The sequence below is a fragment of the Paenibacillus sp. GYB006 genome (genome assembly GCF_036577645.1).
Taxonomy (GTDB): Bacteria; Bacillota; Bacilli; order Paenibacillales; family Paenibacillaceae; genus Paenibacillus.
This window is the reverse complement of the sequence record NZ_JARBDA010000003.1, coordinates 50,506-67,611: the sequence shown is the minus strand read 5'-3', so window position 1 is coordinate 67,611 and position 17,106 is coordinate 50,506. Positions and strand designations below refer to the sequence as shown.

The following is a 17,106-nucleotide window of genomic DNA, read 5'->3' as shown; positions in this document are numbered from 1 at the left end:
TGAAAAAAGTCTATCCTGTGGGGTACTTTTGTTTATAATAAGAAAAAAACATCGGAGCGAATAAAGATGACCAAACGATTATTTACGGAAAAAGAACAAGCCCAACTAAAGCGTAATCCTCATGTCCGATCTGTTAGCAACAAAGCGATCACATATACAGATGAGTTTAAACGACTATTTATTAATGAAAATAAGAAAGGAAAGTTACCCAGAACTATTTTTGAAGAAGCTGGCTTAGACGCTGAGCTAATTGGCATAAAACGCATCCATTCTGCAGGAAAGCGTTGGCGTGGAGCTTATCGTGAACATGGAGATGAAGGACTACAGGATACAAGAAAAACAAACTCTGGTCGCCCCTTAGAGCGAGAATTAAGTTTAGAAGAAAAGGTTTTACGACTAGAAGCAAAAAATCGATTATTACAGGCTGAGAATGAACTTTTAAAAAAGCTCGATCTACTCGAAAGGCAGATGTTGAAGAAGAAATTAAACTCGTAACAAAACAGAAGTTTGAATTAATTCGTCAGACCATTGAAAAATATCAGCTAAATCGCTTGGTACACTATTTGTGTGAAACGATCGGTGTGTCTCGTTCTGGCTACTATAATTATTTCCACCAAAAATCAGTACGAAAGCGTACAGTACGCAATATAGCAGATGAAAAAGTAAGAGATATTATTTTAAAAGCCTATCATTTCCGTCGAAGAAAGAAAGGTGCTCGTCAAATTAAAATGACATTAAAAAATCAATATCATATCATTTACAACTTAAAACGAATTCGTCGCATCATGAAGAAGTTCAATATATTTTGTCCGATCCGAAAAGCGAATCCTTATCGTCGGATGGCGAAAGCGACGCACGAACATCGTACATGTCCAAACCTCTTGCAGCGCCAGTTTAAACAAGGTATTGCAGGCAAGGTATTATTAACGGACATCACTTACTTATCCTACGCTCACGGTAAACGTGCGTATTTGTCGACGATAAAAGATGCCGAAACGAATGAGATTTTAGCCTATGAAGTATCTGATAAGATCACTCTAGATATTGCTTTAAATACGCTACGCCAATTAAAACGCAATCATTCGCACTTTGTGAAAGATGCATTTATTCATTCAGATCAAGGATTCCACTACACAAATCCCCAGTTTCAAAAGTTGGTAAAGAAAATGAAATTAGGACAATCTATGTCACGCCGGGGAAACTGTTGGGATAATGCACCACAAGAATCTTTCTTTGGACATTTAAAAGATGAGATCGATTTAAAGACCTGTGAGACCTTACACGATGTGAAACGTGAAGTGAGAAGTTATATGCTCTATTACAATCATTATCGTGGACAGTGGAACCTAAAGAAGATGCCGCCTGCAAAATACAGACAGCATCTCCTTCAAGTGGCTTAGCTTTTTTTAAAGTATCCTTTACAAAGGGTACAGTTTATGACTTCCGAAGCTTTTATTTATTATATTCATGAGGAAAGTAATATAAATGAAGTAGTGCAGCTGGAGAAGACCCCGTATTTATCATAGTTCTTTAGGTATAGGGTTACCTTATCTCGAATAACCATCTAATATTAGAACAATTTCAACTCTCAAATTATTAACATTCATATGTTAGATATTTGCAGGTAATCATTTTCTTTTCCAATTGACAATGGATAAGTTTGGATGTTATAGTCTGAATTGTGAGCTAGGCTCACTTCATTTGAAGACGAAGGGAATGTTCGTGCATGCAAGGTAAAGTTAAATGGTTTAACGCAGAAAAAGGTTATGGTTTTATCGAAACTGAGGATGGCGGCGATGTATTCGTTCACTTTTCCGCAATTCAATCCGAAGGATTCAAAACTTTGGAAGAAGGTCAATCCGTAGAATTCGAGATCGTTGAAGGCGCGCGTGGACCACAAGCAGCTAACGTAATCAAATTATAATCATCCGGCATAGTCCGACCTACATATACGGTTAGATGGTTAACAATTGTATAGTAGTTAGCTTCAAACCTTGAGACTTCGGTCTCGAGGTTTTTTATGTTTTATTAGGAAGAATTAACTCTAGTATTAACCTAATGCAACCCTTTTCAAACGGACTTAATAAAATTGTCACATCTCTTTTCGTACGAACGAAGTAACCGCTTTATTTTTTTACTTTCCCATAACATTCATGCTATAATCGAGGTGTAAAGGAAAAGGAGGACTGCCCTATGAATTTGAGTATTCGAGGACAACAAATCGAGGTTACTGATGCTTTGAAAGATTACGTAGATAAGAAGCTGAATAAACTGGAAAAGTATTTCGACGAACCTCTTACCTCTGATGGCAATGTTACGCTAAGTGTTAATCGAGGCCTGCACACCGTAGAGGTAACCATTCCTATGAAAGGTCTAGTACTCCGCGCAGAAGATGAAAGCAATGATATGTATGGCTCCATCGATGCTGTAGTAGACAAGCTTGAACGTCAGATTCGCAAGCACAAAACAAAGATCAATCGTAAATTCCGCCAAGAAGGCAATCTGAAGACTCTCTTTGTAGAAAATGTGCCTGCTAGTGCATCTCCTACAACCGATGATGAACTGGATATGGAGAATGATGATTTTGAAGTGGTGCGTACGAAACGTTTCTTACTCAAACCGATGGATGTTGAAGAAGCGATTCTGCAGATGAACATGATCGGCCATAATTTCTTCGTATTCTCCAACATTGAGAATAATGAAGTTAACGTCGTTTACAAACGTAAAGACGGTAAATATGGTTTAATTGAGAAAGAATAGGAACCTTCCACTCGGAAGCGAAGGATATCTGATATTTTCTTTATGAATTACTTAAGTGTTGAATGAGAATATTATTATATGATGATAGTGAAGGGCCCCCACTTCTGCGGAAAAGGGGGTCCTTTTTGATTTCCATTAATTGCATACAGATGAAGCGAAACTTATCGGGTAGGACCTGCGTCTAATATATACACGGGGTGAGAGTCAGCTTTTTGCCATAAAACTTATAAGATCGATGGTAAATCAAGTAAAATAAAGGGTTCTCCGTGTTGCGGCAGTCTTTACAAACTGTTACAATTTAGGCAAAACCATTTTTCAATTGAAGCCCGAGTTTGGGTTTAATTTATAATGGATATGTTTCTATATATATATGATTTTAATAACGTCAGCTTGTGCATGTAAGAACTGTTAATGTATTTCACATTGGAGTTTTCTAACACTACCCTTAGTATGCCGAGCTTGATTATATTATCTGTTTGCACGAAAGGGGTTAACCATGCTAGGACTAGTGAAGAAGATCTTCGGCGACACCAATGAGCGTGATGTCAAACGTCTGATGAAGACGGTCGATGTAATTAATAAAATGGAACCGGAATTTACCGCGCTTTCCGACGCTCAGCTGCAAGGTAAAACGGAGGAATTCCGTTCTCGTATTGAAAAGGGAGCTACGCTCGACGATCTATTGCCTGAAGCTTTTGCTACGGTGCGGGAAGCATCTAAACGTGTCCTGAACAAACGTCATTATGATGTACAGCTGATCGGTGGTATTGCCCTTCATGAAGGCCGTATTGCAGAGATGAAGACAGGTGAAGGTAAGACCCTCGTAGGTACCCTTCCTGTGTATCTGAATGCATTATTAGGTAAAGGAGTCCATGTCGTTACCGTCAACGATTATCTTGCTCAGCGGGATAGCCAGGAGATGGGACAGATCTATGAATTCCTCGGCATGAGCGTTGGGATTAACTTGAACGGTATGGATCATGCGGCAAAACAGGCAGCTTATGCTTGCGATATTACGTACGGTACAAACAATGAATTCGGATTTGATTATCTCCGCGATAACATGGTCCTTTATAAAGAGCAAATGGTACAGCGTCCGCTTTACTACTGTATTATTGATGAAGTCGATTCAATCTTGGTCGATGAAGCTCGTACACCGCTAATCATCTCAGGACAAGCTCAAAAATCGACCGAACTTTATTTTGCAGCAGATCGTTTTGTAAAACGTCTGGTTGCAGAAGAAGATTACACGGTAGATATTAAAGTGAAATCCGTGGCCCTTACCGAAGCAGGGGTTGCAAAAGCAGAACGTGCTTTTGGCATTGAGAACTTGTATGACCAAGCGAACGTTACACTGAATCACCATGTCGTACAGGCCCTCAAAGCAAATGTGATCATGCGCCGTGACGTGGATTATGTAGTAACCGATGATGAAGTTGTGATTGTTGATGAATTTACCGGACGCCTTATGGCCGGACGTCGTTATAGTGATGGTCTTCACCAAGCGATTGAAGCAAAAGAGGCAATTGAGGTTCAGAACGAGAGCATGACACTTGCTACGATTACATTCCAGAACTATTTCCGGATGTACAAGAAGCTGGCAGGTATGACAGGTACGGCGAAGACAGAGGAAGAAGAGTTCAAGAAAATTTATGGACTTGAAGTACTCCAAGTACCAACCAACCGTCCGAATCAGCGTGATGATATGGCGGATATTGTGTACAAGAGTGTGGAAGGTAAGTTTAAAGCAGTTGTGAATGAGATCGTAGAACGTCATGCGAAGAACCAGCCGGTACTCGTAGGTACGATTTCCATCGAGAACTCTGAACTTCTCTCCGAAATGCTCAAACGCAAAGGTGTGAAGCATCAGGTACTGAATGCGAAGTACCATGCAGAAGAAGCACAGATTATCTCCGGTGCTGGCCAAGCGGGTGCAGTTACGATTGCAACGAACATGGCTGGACGGGGTACAGATATTATTTTGGGTGATGGCGTAGCTGAATTAGGCGGCCTTCATATCATTGGTACGGAACGTCACGAATCCCGCCGGATTGATAACCAGCTGCGCGGCCGTGCAGGACGTCAAGGTGATCCAGGTTCAACACAGTTCTATCTCTCTCTTGGAGATGAGCTGATGAAGCGTTTTGGTGCAGATAATGTACTGAACATGATGGAGCGCCTTGGATTTGAAGAAGATCAACCCATTGAGAGCAAAATGATTACACGTGCTGTAGAATCTGCTCAGAAACGGGTAGAGGGCAATAACTTTGATATGCGTAAAGTCGTACTCCAGTACGATGATGTTATGAATCAGCAGCGTGAAGTTATCTATAAACAGCGTCGTGAAGTGCTCGAGTCCGAGAACATCAAAACCATTGTTATGGAGATGATTCGCGGAACCATTCAGCGTAATGTGGAAGCACACTGTGTAGATGACATTCCTGAGAACTGGGAACTGCAAGAAGTGGCAGACTATATCAACAGCAAAATGCTTGAAGAAGGCGCCATTACACGCGACGATCTATGGGGCAAAGAAATCGAAGAGATTGTCGAATTTATTTTCGCTAAAGTTCAGAAGAAATATGACGAGCGAGAAGAACGAATCGGGGAAGATATGGTTCGTGAATTCGAGAAAGTTATCGTGCTTCGTTCTGTGGACAGTAAATGGATGGATCACATCGACGCAATGGATCAACTCCGTCAAGGGATTCACCTTAGAGCATACGGCGGTACTGATCCGCTTCGTGAATACCAGTTTGAAGGGTTTGCGATGTTCCATGAGATGATCGCTACCATCCAGGAAGAAGTTGCTACCTATGTCATGAGAGCTCAAATCGAGAGCAACCAGGAACGTCAAGCGGTAGTCGATGAGAACAAGATTTCTACCAGCGGCGAACCTGCGGAGAAACGTCCTGTGAAAGTGGATGACCAGATCGGACGTAACGATCCTTGTCCATGCGGCAGCGGCAAGAAATATAAACAATGCCATGGACAAAATTAATCATCCAGCCATACAATAATTTAAACATGTAACAACCTATACGGCTCCTTGGAGCTTGCTAGTATACCTGGCAGGCTCTGATGGGGCTTTATCTACAGTAAAGAGAGGAATTTGCAGTATGATCGATCCGTCCGTAAAACAAGATTTGCGCGAAATTAGCAAGAAATTAACCAACCTTAGGGGGTCTCTTTGACTTAGACCTCAAGAATGAAATGATTGCTAACTTTGAAGAGAAAATGTCTGCTCCTGATTTTTGGGACGATAGTGATAAAGCACAGGCAATTATTGCCGAGATGAACGCGGTAAAAGGATCTGTGGATGATTATTTGAAGTTACAACGAGAATATGATGATGCCACGATGATGATCGAACTTGCCGATGAAGAGGGCGATGAAGATGTCGCTGCTGAAGTAGGAGAGACCATCAAATCGCTTGTGAATAAGCTGGATGAGTTCGAATTGCAGTTACTTCTTGATCAGCCTTATGACAAAATGAATGCAATTCTTGAACTTCACCCAGGGGCAGGCGGAACGGAATCCCAAGATTGGGGCGAGATGCTGCTTCGTATGTATACCCGCTGGGCCGAGAAACATGGCTTTAAAGTGGAAGTGCTCGACTATCTAGCGGGAGATGAGGCGGGCATTAAAAGTGTAACCCTCTCCATCAAAGGATATAATGCCTACGGGTATCTAAAAGCGGAAAAAGGAGTACACCGACTTGTTCGGATCTCACCTTTTGATTCTTCTGGCCGTAGACACACTTCTTTTGTATCTTGCGATGTGGTACCGGAAATTACGGAAGATGTAGAAGTTGATATCCGGACGGAAGATTTGAAGATTGATACGTACCGGGCAAGTGGCGCCGGTGGTCAGCATATCAATACGACGGATTCTGCAGTTCGTATTACCCATTTACCTTCAGGTGTAGTCGTAACGTGTCAGAATGAACGTTCTCAGATCAAGAACCGTGAGCGTGCGATGACAATGCTTCGTTCTAAACTCTATGAACGTAAAATAGAAGAACAAAGAAAGCAACTGGATGAAATCCGAGGAGAACAGTCGGATATTGCATGGGGCAGCCAGATTCGCTCCTACGTGTTCCATCCCTATAGTATGGTAAAGGATCACCGTACAAGTGTGGAGTCAGGGAACGTAGGTGCTGTCATGGATGGCGACCTGGATCCGTTTATTGACGGATATCTCCGCAAGCAAATTAAGGTGGAGTCTGAATAATTTATAGGGAATTCCTACATGGTAAAGGGGAAGTATAACCATGTAGGAATTTTTTTGCTGGTTGAAATATTGGATACATCTTTCATGCTTAAGTCAGTTTCATCCTTGTGGCGTGAATTATGAAATAAATATATAGCGATATTATTTTAAGGGGAGATTAGAACGTAATGCAGCAAGCACAACAACCCAAAAACAAAAGATGGAACTCCATCATTCCGATTGATGGACCGCTAAGGATTGCACTAGATACATTTCTGATTATATTTGGATCGTTTGTTATGGCGATTGCCTTTAATTTATTTCTAGTTCCCAATCAGATTGCATCAGGGGGTGTATCGGGAATATCAATCCTCGTGCAGGAAGCGTGGGGCGTGGAACCTGCGTATACCCAGTGGGCGCTGAATATCCCTCTATTTATTGCCGGTTATCTCATTCTCGGCAGGCAATATGGAATTCGTTCGCTGCTCGGAAGTTTTATGCTTCCCTTCTTTGTTTATCTGACGGATACCTGGGCAGTTCCGACAAGCAATCCGCTTTTGGCATCCATTTTCGGCGGGATCGGAGTAGGTCTAGGAATTGGGATTGTATATCGGGGCCGCGGTTCAACAGGTGGTCTTACGATTCTTGCACAGATTATTCAGAAATTTAGCGGTTTGCGTCTTTCTTTGTGCGTCATGCTGCTTGATGGAACCGTCATTATTCTTGCGGGATGGGTACTGTCACTGGAGAACTCTTTGTTCGCTTTAATCAGTTTGTATGTCACCGGAAAAGTAATTGATTCGGTTGAAATGGGCTTTGGTACCTCAAAAGTTGCTTATATTATCTCTGAGCAGACGGAATCGATCTCAAAAGCAATTCTCGATGATCTGGACCGCGGTCTAACGAAACTCTCTGCACAAGGCGGTTACACAGATGATGATCGGACGGTGCTGATGGTCGTCGTTGCACAAAATGAAATTACCCGTTTAAAAGCCCTCGTACGTTCGGTTGACCCGAATGCCTTTGTGACGATTACGAATGCACACGAAGTATTAGGTGAAGGATTTAGTAGAGCTTAAACTGCTGAGCATATGGTAGGTCAGGGGTAGAAAACGGCTAACTAGATCGTAAACAATACAAAAATGGACAGACCTTCATCGGTCTGTCCATTTTTGTATTTATACCTTTAAGTATTAGCTTACAAGATAGGTGAAAGTAATCTGGAGATGGATTCCTTAAAGCGAATCCAGAGGGAACGCTGCTTGTAATGTTCTTCTGTCAGCTCGGCTGAGAGCTGTAAGTCTTTTTCGAAAGCATCGGTCAGCTGCTGTGCAATATCAGAATCATAGATAAAAGCATTGATTTCAAAGTTCAGACGGGAGCTGCGCACATCGAAATTAGCTGACCCGATGGTTGCTATTTTATTATCGACGACAATCATTTTGGTATGGAGGAAGCCATTGTCATAAACAAAGATTTTTGCGCCCACTTTAATCAGTTCACCAACATAGGAAGTGGTTGCCCAGTATACAAACATATGGTCCGGCTTATTCGGAATCATGATACGTACATCAATTCCCGACAAACAAGCGATACGAACTGCATCGAGCATACTAGCATCCGGAATAAAATACGGGGTTTGAATCAGGATTGATTTTTTGGCCGCCGATATCATTTTTATGTACCCGTTCTTGATATGTTCGATTTCTGCATCAGGTCCGCTGGTAACGATCTGCATCCCTACATGGCCCGTCTTTTCTGGTTCAGGGAAATGTGCAGGTACAAACGTGATGTCATGATACCGAGAAGCTTCGTTCCAGTCCATGATAAAGCGAGCTTGAAGGGTCGCAACCGCGGTGCCTTGAATTCGCAGATGCGTGTCACGCCAGTACCCAAACTTTTTGTCGAGTCCGAGATACTCATCTCCTACATTAAATCCACCCGTATATCCAATCTGTCCATCAATAATGACGAGTTTTCGGTGATTTCGGTAGTTCAGTCGAAGGTTAATGGGACTTAGTTTGGATGGGAAAAACACTTCTACTTTTCCTCCAGCTGCAGTCAGTTCCTTAAAGAAACGTTTTCTCAGCGTTCTAGAACCAAGCGCATCATATAGAACTCGTACATAAATGCCTTCCTTAGCCTTCTTGATCAGTGCATCCCGAATTTGTTTCCCAAGTCCATCAGAACGATAGATGTAGTACTGAATGTGAATATGGTCTTTCGCGTTATTAATATCTTCAAGCAGTTTATCAAACTTCTGATGACCGTCTACAAAGATATCAACCTTGTTATCTTCGGTGAATAGAGCTCCATTTTGTATAAGATGCATATAGATGAAGTCTTTGTACTCTAAAGTGTCTGGTTTGCGAAACGGGAAATCTTTTTCCTGCAAAAGATGAACTTGATCAATGACCATCTGGTCGATATTAAGTTTAGCACGTTCCTTCCATTGAAAGAGGCGATAGCGAGTGAGGTTCTGACCAAGCAGCAGGTAGAGAACAAATCCGAGAATCGGAATGAAGGTGAGCACAAGCAGCCAAGCCCACGTTGAGGTAGCGTCCTTTCGTTCCAGGAAAACAACAGCTGCCGCGAGCAGCATATTGATCACCAGGATGATAATAGAGCTGATGTGATTAATATCCAAAGCGATAGCTCCTTTAAATATGATATATAGATTTATTTAAACCCTATTATGCATCATAACACTCTGTTGGAAACATCGGAAATAGATATTTCATTTTTCACTGAATCCCTGGGTGCTAAATAATAATGAATGATTTGATTTGTATAGAATAATGTATAAAGTGTTGTATTTATATAAACATCAATGTATAATAATGCACATCGATGAATAAAAAAGTATATTTTAGCATGATCAACCTATAAATGGATTACATACATAGAAAATAGACTATTCATGAGATGGAGGCAACCCCAATGACTCAGAAATGCAAAGTTGCAATCGTAGGTTCCACTGGATATGGCGGTGTGGAACTCATTCGATTTTTATATCTTCATCCCCATGTAGAGATTAATTCTGTAATTTCGTCTTCGACAAGCGGTGTGTCGATCGCTGATGGGTTTCCTCATCTGACAGGGATTGTGGATCAGAAGCTGGATGGGATTGATATCGTGAAGATGGCAGAAGAGGTCGATCTCGTATTCACAGCAACTCCATCGGGAGTAAGTACGAAGCTAGTTCCTCAATTAATTGATGCAGGTTTAAAAGTGATTGATCTTTCGGGTGACTTTAGACTGACCGATGGCGCGGAATACGAAGCGTGGTATAAACATAGTCCGGCAGAAGATATCTATTTGGATCAGGCGGTATATGGTCTAAGCGAAATCTATGGAGAGAACGCGGCAGGTGCTTCCTTTATATCCAATCCAGGATGTTATCCAACAGCGACGCTGCTTGGACTAATTCCCGCAATCAAGGCAGGGCTGATCGATCACCGCGGTATTATCATTGATGCGAAGTCGGGAGTATCCGGTGCTGGGAGAGGAACGAGTCTATCTTCCCATTACGCAGAGATGAATGAGAATTTTAAAGCCTACAAAGTGAATAAGCATCAGCATATTCCTGAGATTGAACAGGTCCTCAGCGACCAAGCAGGAGAGCCGGTTACCGTTACGTTTACGACGCATCTGGTTCCGATGACAAGAGGAATTATGAGTACAATGTACGCTCCGCTAAAGGGCGAATATACTGATCAAGATTTTATAGATGTTTATAAGCAGTATTATGAGAACCGGTCTTTTGTAAGAATCCGTGAAAAGGGGATTTGGCCGGCTACAAAGGAAGTATTCGCATCTAATTATTGCGATATTGGTTTTGCAGTGGATGAACGAACAGGCCGAGTTACGATTATATCCGTCATTGACAACATCGTAAAAGGTGCTGCAGGCCAAGCGATACAGAATTTGAACTTGATGATGGGCTGGGATGAACAGACCGGACTGAATTTTTTACCAGTATACCCGTAATTCGAATGAGATAGCCGTATTGCAGTCGATTTTATTTACCTGGATGGAAGTGGGGAGAGGTTATGGCACAGGTTGCATATCAAGCGTTTCAAGTTATACCCGAAGGATCAATCGTATCACCGCAAGGTTTCGCAGCAGGGGGACTGCATTGTGGACTCAAAAAGACAGATCGTAATGATCTCGGTGTCATTACCTGTGAAGTTCTAGCAGATGCAGCGGCAGTGTATACGACGAATGTATTTCAAGCCGCACCGCTTCAAGTTACCAGAGAGAGTATGCAGAACGGTAAGCTGCAGGCGATTGTCATAAACAGCGGGAATGCCAATGCAGTAACAGGTCAGCAAGGTGAAAAAGACGCTTATGCCATGCGGTTCGCTACGGCAAAAGAGCTAGGTATTGCAGTAGAGAATGTAGCCGTGGCATCGACAGGCGTGATCGGTGAGCTGCTTAATATGGAAAAGGTGCATGCAGGGATTAAGGGATTACCTGCAAGAGTAGGTTCAGGGAAACAAGAAGCAAGTGATTTTTCCCAAGCGATACTGACAACGGATCTAGTGAAGAAGGAAATCTGCGTCCGTACTTATATAGATGGAAAAGAAGTGATGATTGCAGGGGCTGCAAAAGGTTCCGGGATGATTCATCCGAATATGGCGACGATGCTGGCCTTTGTGACATGCGATGCACAGGTGGATCAGGCTGCGCTTCAAGGTCTGCTCGGAAAATCAACTGATGCTACATTTAACATGATCACTGTAGATGGTGATACAAGTACAAATGACATGCTTATTGCGATGGCAAGCGGTCTTGCAGGTAATGAAACTTTACACCCGGGACATAAGGATTGGGAGAACTTCGCAGCAGCATTCAATTATGTGTGTGAAGTGCTTGCTAAGGCGATTGCAAGAGACGGAGAAGGAGCAACCAAACTCGTTGAAGTAAATATTGCGGGTGCGGTATCGGATGATTCAGCAAGAGCGATAGCTAAGACGGTCATTGGTTCGAGTCTCGTAAAATCGGCGATGTTTGGAGCGGATGCGAACTGGGGACGGATCATTGCAGCTGTAGGTCGTGCAGGAGAACCCGTTCAGCCCGATCAGGTGGATGTGAAGCTTGGATCTATTTTAGTGTTATCGGGATCACGTCCGGTTGCTTTTGATGAAGAAGAAGCTCTGCGTTATCTGCAAGGAGATTCAGTTCAGATCCATGTGGATCTGCATGGAGGAAGCGGGAACGCAACCGCGTGGGGCTGTGATCTGACTTACGATTATGTTCGAATTAATGCGGCCTACCGGACGTAAGAGAGGGCTGTCCGCTACGTTTGTTACGAGGAAGGGGATAGAGGCATGACGATAACACAAGACACTTTGAAAAAGAAGAACGAGGCGCAAAAAGATATCCGCACCTTTGTTATGAAATGCGGAGGCAGCACACTTGCTGCGCTTCCGGATGCTTTTTTTGAAGACCTGCAGAAGCTCCAAGCAGAAGGGATGCAGCCTGTCATTGTTCATGGCGGCGGACCTGCAATATCTGAGAACCTGGCAAAGCTGGGGATTGAGACCGAATTTGTGAATGGACTTCGTAAAACGACTGAACCCGTTCTTGATGTTGTAGAGATGGTACTTGCCGGCAGCATTAACAAGCAGATCGTACGGCGAATCCAGTCTTCTGGTGGTAAAGCGCTGGGCCTCTCCGGTGTGGATGGAGGACTCATTCAGGCGAAACCCGTCAGTAACCATGCAGAAGTAGGTCATGTAGGAGATGTCACCCGAATAGAAGCATCAATTATTCAAGGGGTGCTAGATATGGGATATATGCCGATTATTGCTCCGATTGGAATAGATGGGGATGGACAGCGCTATAACATCAACGCAGATACAGCAGCAGGAGCAGTAGCTTCACACCTTGGGGCGAGCCGATTAATTGTGGTAACCGATGTGCCGGGAATTATGAAGAATGTGAATGGTGTGAAAAAAGTGCTAGGTACCGTAGCGGTGCAAGAGATACAGGATATGATTCAGACCGGCGAAATTTATGGAGGCATGATTCCCAAAGTAAAAGCAGCCATTGAATGTATTCAGGGGAAAGTGAAGGAAGTTATTATCGTCGATGGAAGTGAGCCAAGCGTGCTCAGCAGAGTACTTCAAGGTGAAGTGATCGGCACTCGAATTGTACGGATGTAATTCATAGAACTTCTAAATAAGTAAGTGGACGCAGTATACGCGTATTCATGGATAGGAGAGTGAAATAATTGACGATTACCAATTCATCTCAGCAGCCTGTAAAGGAATCACACACGGAACAGCAGACGATAGAGACAGCGAATACAGAGAGTTCCCTTTTTCCAACCTATGCTCGTTATCCGATAAGCCTTGTGAAAGGAAAAGGAAGTTATTTGTGGGATGATAAGGGGAATCAATATCTTGATTTCATGAGCGGACTCGCCGTTACGAATCTCGGTCATGCGCCAGATCGAGTTATTGCCAAAGTAAAAGATCAGCTGGATGAATTGTGGCATGTATCGAATCTGTTTCATATCCCTGCTCAAGAGAAAGCGGCTGCGCTGCTTACGGCGAACACTTGTGCAGATGCTGTGTTTTTCTGCAACAGCGGTGCTGAGGCGAACGAAGCGGCTATTAAACTGGCGAGAAGATATCAGCAAAAAGTGCTAGGTAACGATCGTTATGAAATTGTTACTTTCAAGCAGTCTTTCCACGGACGCACACTGGCTACGCTGACGGCAACGGGCCAAGACAAGGTAAAAGAAGGATTTCTTCCTCTTCCTGAAGGGTTTGTTCACGTACCTCTACACGATATTCCGGCGCTGAAAGAAGCGATTGGGCCGCATACAGCAGCCATTATGCTTGAGATGATTCAGGCAGAAGGCGGCATTCACATCGTAGAACCTGCTTTCTTGGCAGAGGTCAAAGCATTGTGTGAGGAACATGGACTGCTGCTTATTATGGATGAAGTACAGACGGGAATGGGCCGGACAGGAAAATTGTTCGGGCATGAACATTACGGTATTGAACCGGATATTTTCACCGTAGCAAAAGGGATTGCGAGCGGCTTCCCTGTGGGAGCGATGCTTGGTAAAGGATACCTGCGTGAAGCGTTCACAGCGGGCAGTCATGCTACGACCTTTGGAGGAACTCCGCTTGCCATGTCTGCCGTTCTTGCCACGGTGGAGACCATTCTTGAAGATAATCTCCCTGCTCGCGCGGCGGAGATGGGTGATTATTTAATCGAGTCACTGCGGACGAAGCTGATAGATCAAGATTTTGTTACTGAAATTCGGGGACAAGGATTGATTGTCGGCATTGAGTGTAAAGAAGCTGTAGGTGACATCGTTCTTGCGGGACAGAAAAAAGGATTCTTGTTTGTGACAGCAGGACCAAACGTCATCCGTTTCCTTCCGAATTTATATGTGACCAAAGAAGAAATCGATACTGCGGTATCGCTGATTGCAATATTAATTGAAGAACATGTCGCTGCCAAAGGACCCTTAGGAGGAGAATAGTATGGCAATTACAAAACTAAATCTGCACGGACGGGATTTTATCGAATTTACAGATTACACGAAGGAAGAGATCGAGTATCTTCTAGATCTGGCCATTGATATCAAGAAGAAGCAGAAAAATGGTGAGGTTTATCAGCCGCTGAAGGGCAAAACCATTGGACTTATTTTTGAGAAGTCTTCCACACGTACTCGTGTATCCTTTGAAGTGGGGATGTTTCAGCTCGGTGGGCATGCGCTGTTTCTTAGTAAAAATGATATCCAGCTCGGTCGCGGCGAGACGATCGGTGATACGGCTCAGGTGCTATCCCGCTACCTCGATGGAATTATGATTCGTACTTTTGCACACAGCAATATAACGGAGCTGGCGAAGTATGCGGATATCCCTGTCATTAATGGACTGAGCGATGATGCACATCCTTGTCAGGTACTCGCTGACTTCCAGACCGTACTTGAGCATAAGGGCAAACTGAAAGGTCTAAAGATGGCGTATGTCGGTGATGGCAACAACATGGCGCATTCATTAATGCTCGGAGCAGCGAAGCTGGGTGTTCACGTATCCGTGGCAAGTCCGAAAGGATATGAACCGTCTGCAGCTATTGTGGATCAGGCAAAGAGCATTGCTACAGAAACAGGTGCTGAGGTTGTGGTAACAAACAGCGCGCAAGAAGCAGTACAAGATGCAGATATTATTTACACCGATGTGTGGGCAAGTATGGGATTTGAAGAGGAGCAAAAAGAGCGTGAAGCGGCTTTTGCTGATTATCAGGTAAATGAGGAACTTGTAAAAGGTGCAAAACCAGATTATATCTTCTTGCACTGCCTACCAGCGCACCGTGGAGAAGAAGTGAGTGAGGGAGTTATTGACGGTCCGAACTCCGCCATTTTTGATCAAGCAGAGAATCGCCTGCATGCACAAAAAGCATTAATGGCCGCACTAATGGGATAAAACGCTTCGAGTAAGCGATGCTTCCACTAATGAATACAGTAACTTACTTTTTTCTTATAAAATGACAAAATAAATCGCGTTTGATGTTAGAATATGGAATAGACATGACAGAGTAGCTGATAGAGAGATTCGTTCCAGGGTTTTAGCACAGTGAGCGAGTGATAACAAAGCAGCCTGTGCTTAGGGGTTCGGTTTTTAATGTCGGAGGTTATGCACTACTGCTCAGGGTGAAGTTATTGGATGATGAACGACTTTTGGCTTTGCGAAGCAAAACAACCGGAGAGAATCAGTCAATAACGATCCCGCCAATAACGATCCCGCTCACCGCACTACATTAAAGATCCCCCAGCCACCGTATAACGAGGAGGAAACAACATGGCAAAAGAGAAAATAGTATTAGCCTATTCCGGCGGACTAGATACATCCGTCATTCTGAAATGGCTGAAAGAAACATATGACGCAGAAATCATCGCCTTTACCGCAGATATCGGGCAAAAAGATGAACTCGATGGTCTAGAAGAAAAAGCACTTGCTACAGGGGCATCCAAAGTATACATTGACGATCTTCGCGAAGAGTTTGCTAAAGATTTCATCTACCCGATGTTCCAGGCAGGGGCAATGTATGAAGGACAATATCTGCTTGGTACCAGTATTGCTCGTCCCCTGATTGCAAAACGTATGGTGGATATCGCTATTGCTGAAGGAGCAACCGCCATTGCTCACGGAGCAACGGGTAAAGGTAATGACCAAGTTCGGTTTGAGCTGAACGCGGCTGCACTTACACCGGATATTGCAGTTATTGCTCCATGGCGTCTAGAAGAGTTCCGGAATCAGTTCCCTGGACGTGCAGAGATGATTGCCTATGCCGAAAAACATGGAATTCCTGTAACAGCATCAGCAGCAAAACCATACTCTACAGACCGTAACTTACTACATATCAGTTATGAAAGTGGCGTCCTTGAAGATCCTTGGTTTGATGCAACGACTCCTGAGAACAAAGAAATGTACTTACTGAGTAATGATCCTGAGGATGCACCGAATGAAGCAGAATATTTGGAGCTAGAATTTTATAAAGGTGACTGTGTTGCTTTGAATGGTGAGAAACTTAGCCCGCTGGAAGTGATGGAGAAATTAAATGAACTGGGCGGCAAACATGGAATTGGCCGTGTGGATATGGTAGAGAACCGTTTTGTCGGAATGAAGAGCCGCGGCGTGTATGAAACACCAGGAGGAACCATTCTATTTACAGCACATCGCAAAATGGAGTCCATCACAATGGACCGTGAAGTGATGAACCTGCGCGACAGCCTGATTACTCGTTACAGCACGCTTGTATATAACGGCTTCTGGTTTGCTCCAGAGCGTCTTGCTCTTCAAGCGCTTGTTACAGAGAGTCAGAAGAACGTAACCGGAACGGTTCGTGTGAAGTTATACAAAGGAAACGTGATTGGCGCGGGAGTGAAAAGCCCGGTCAGCTTATATAATCCTGACATTGCTACGATGGAAGCAGATCCAACACAAGCGTACGATCAAGGAGATGCTACAGGTTTTATCCGTCTGAACGCGTTGAGACTAAAAGTAGGTTCTGGAGTAGCTCAGAATCAATAAAAGCAGCTATAAAGGGTAAGGAGACGAAAGGCCGTTCCTTGATAAGTAATAGGGACGGTCTTTGTCCATGAGA

The 17,106-nt window shown here is 43.6% G+C and carries 13 protein-coding genes; 12 read left to right on the top strand and 1 reads right to left on the bottom strand.

From position 1 onward, the window contains the following. Positions 1-66 precede the first annotated feature (66 nt). The 6 genes from PV403_RS09085 (at position 67) to PV403_RS09060 (ending at position 8,051) form a co-directional block, all read left to right on the top strand. Positions 67-1,400, top strand: a protein-coding gene (locus tag PV403_RS09085) for an IS3 family transposase (RefSeq protein WP_332084351.1) whose coding sequence is annotated in 2 segments (ribosomal slippage) — positions 67-451 and positions 451-1,400 — 1,335 coding nt in all. Because the reading frame shifts where the segments join, the coding sequence is not laid out codon by codon here. 326 nt (positions 1,401-1,726) lie between these two features. After that, positions 1,727-1,924 (top strand): cold shock domain-containing protein, encoded by a 198-nt coding sequence (locus tag PV403_RS09080; protein ID WP_009594275.1) that lies wholly within the window; start codon positions 1,727-1,729, stop codon positions 1,922-1,924. 269 nt (positions 1,925-2,193) lie between these two features. Next, positions 2,194-2,760: a ribosome hibernation-promoting factor, HPF/YfiA family gene (gene hpf, locus PV403_RS09075; protein WP_332084349.1), complete on the top strand. Its 567-nt coding sequence runs from the start codon at positions 2,194-2,196 to the stop codon at positions 2,758-2,760. Positions 2,761-3,256: 496 nt separating this feature from the next. Then, entirely contained in the window at positions 3,257-5,761 is a 2,505-nt protein-coding gene (secA, locus tag PV403_RS09070; protein ID WP_213530365.1) for a preprotein translocase subunit SecA, read from the top strand. 118 nt (positions 5,762-5,879) lie between these two features. Next, positions 5,880-6,993 (top strand): peptide chain release factor 2 gene (prfB, locus tag PV403_RS09065; RefSeq protein ID WP_332084347.1). Its coding sequence is split into 2 segments (ribosomal slippage): positions 5,880-5,951 and positions 5,953-6,993, totalling 1,113 coding nucleotides; the frame shifts between segments, so codons are not numbered across the junction. A gap of 167 nt (positions 6,994-7,160) precedes the next feature. Next, the gene (locus PV403_RS09060; RefSeq protein WP_332084346.1) at positions 7,161-8,051 is read left to right on the top strand and encodes a YitT family protein; all 891 of its coding nucleotides are present in this window, start codon (positions 7,161-7,163) and stop codon (positions 8,049-8,051) included. A gap of 119 nt (positions 8,052-8,170) precedes the next feature. Here PV403_RS09060 and cls read toward each other — a convergent pair whose 3' ends face one another. Next, positions 8,171-9,619: a cardiolipin synthase gene (cls, locus tag PV403_RS09055; RefSeq protein ID WP_332084345.1), complete on the bottom strand. Its 1,449-nt coding sequence runs from the start codon at positions 9,617-9,619 to the stop codon at positions 8,171-8,173. Between the two features lie 293 nt (positions 9,620-9,912). Between cls and argC the strand changes: the two genes are divergently transcribed. The 6 genes from argC to PV403_RS09025 all read left to right on the top strand — a co-directional run bounded on the left by argC (position 9,913) and on the right by PV403_RS09025 (position 17,033). Next, positions 9,913-10,962: an N-acetyl-gamma-glutamyl-phosphate reductase gene (gene argC / locus PV403_RS09050; RefSeq protein WP_332084344.1), complete on the top strand. Its 1,050-nt coding sequence runs from the start codon at positions 9,913-9,915 to the stop codon at positions 10,960-10,962. Positions 10,963-11,024: 62 nt separating this feature from the next. Next, positions 11,025-12,260: a bifunctional glutamate N-acetyltransferase/amino-acid acetyltransferase ArgJ gene (gene argJ, locus PV403_RS09045; protein WP_332084342.1), complete on the top strand. Its 1,236-nt coding sequence runs from the start codon at positions 11,025-11,027 to the stop codon at positions 12,258-12,260. Positions 12,261-12,305: 45 nt separating this feature from the next. Further along, complete coding sequence (gene argB, locus PV403_RS09040) at positions 12,306-13,142, top strand: acetylglutamate kinase (RefSeq protein WP_332084341.1); 837 nt, start codon at positions 12,306-12,308, stop codon at positions 13,140-13,142. 128 nt (positions 13,143-13,270) lie between these two features. Next, the gene (locus tag PV403_RS09035) at positions 13,271-14,479 is read left to right on the top strand and encodes an acetylornithine transaminase (protein ID WP_285749488.1); all 1,209 of its coding nucleotides are present in this window, start codon (positions 13,271-13,273) and stop codon (positions 14,477-14,479) included. 1 nt (position 14,480) lies between these two features. Then, positions 14,481-15,425: an ornithine carbamoyltransferase gene (argF, locus tag PV403_RS09030; protein ID WP_213530352.1), complete on the top strand. Its 945-nt coding sequence runs from the start codon at positions 14,481-14,483 to the stop codon at positions 15,423-15,425. A 375-nt stretch (positions 15,426-15,800) separates the two neighbouring features. Beyond that, positions 15,801-17,033, top strand: coding sequence for an argininosuccinate synthase (locus tag PV403_RS09025; protein WP_191800454.1), 1,233 nt, complete (start codon positions 15,801-15,803; stop codon positions 17,031-17,033). Positions 17,034-17,106: the final 73 nt, after the last annotated feature.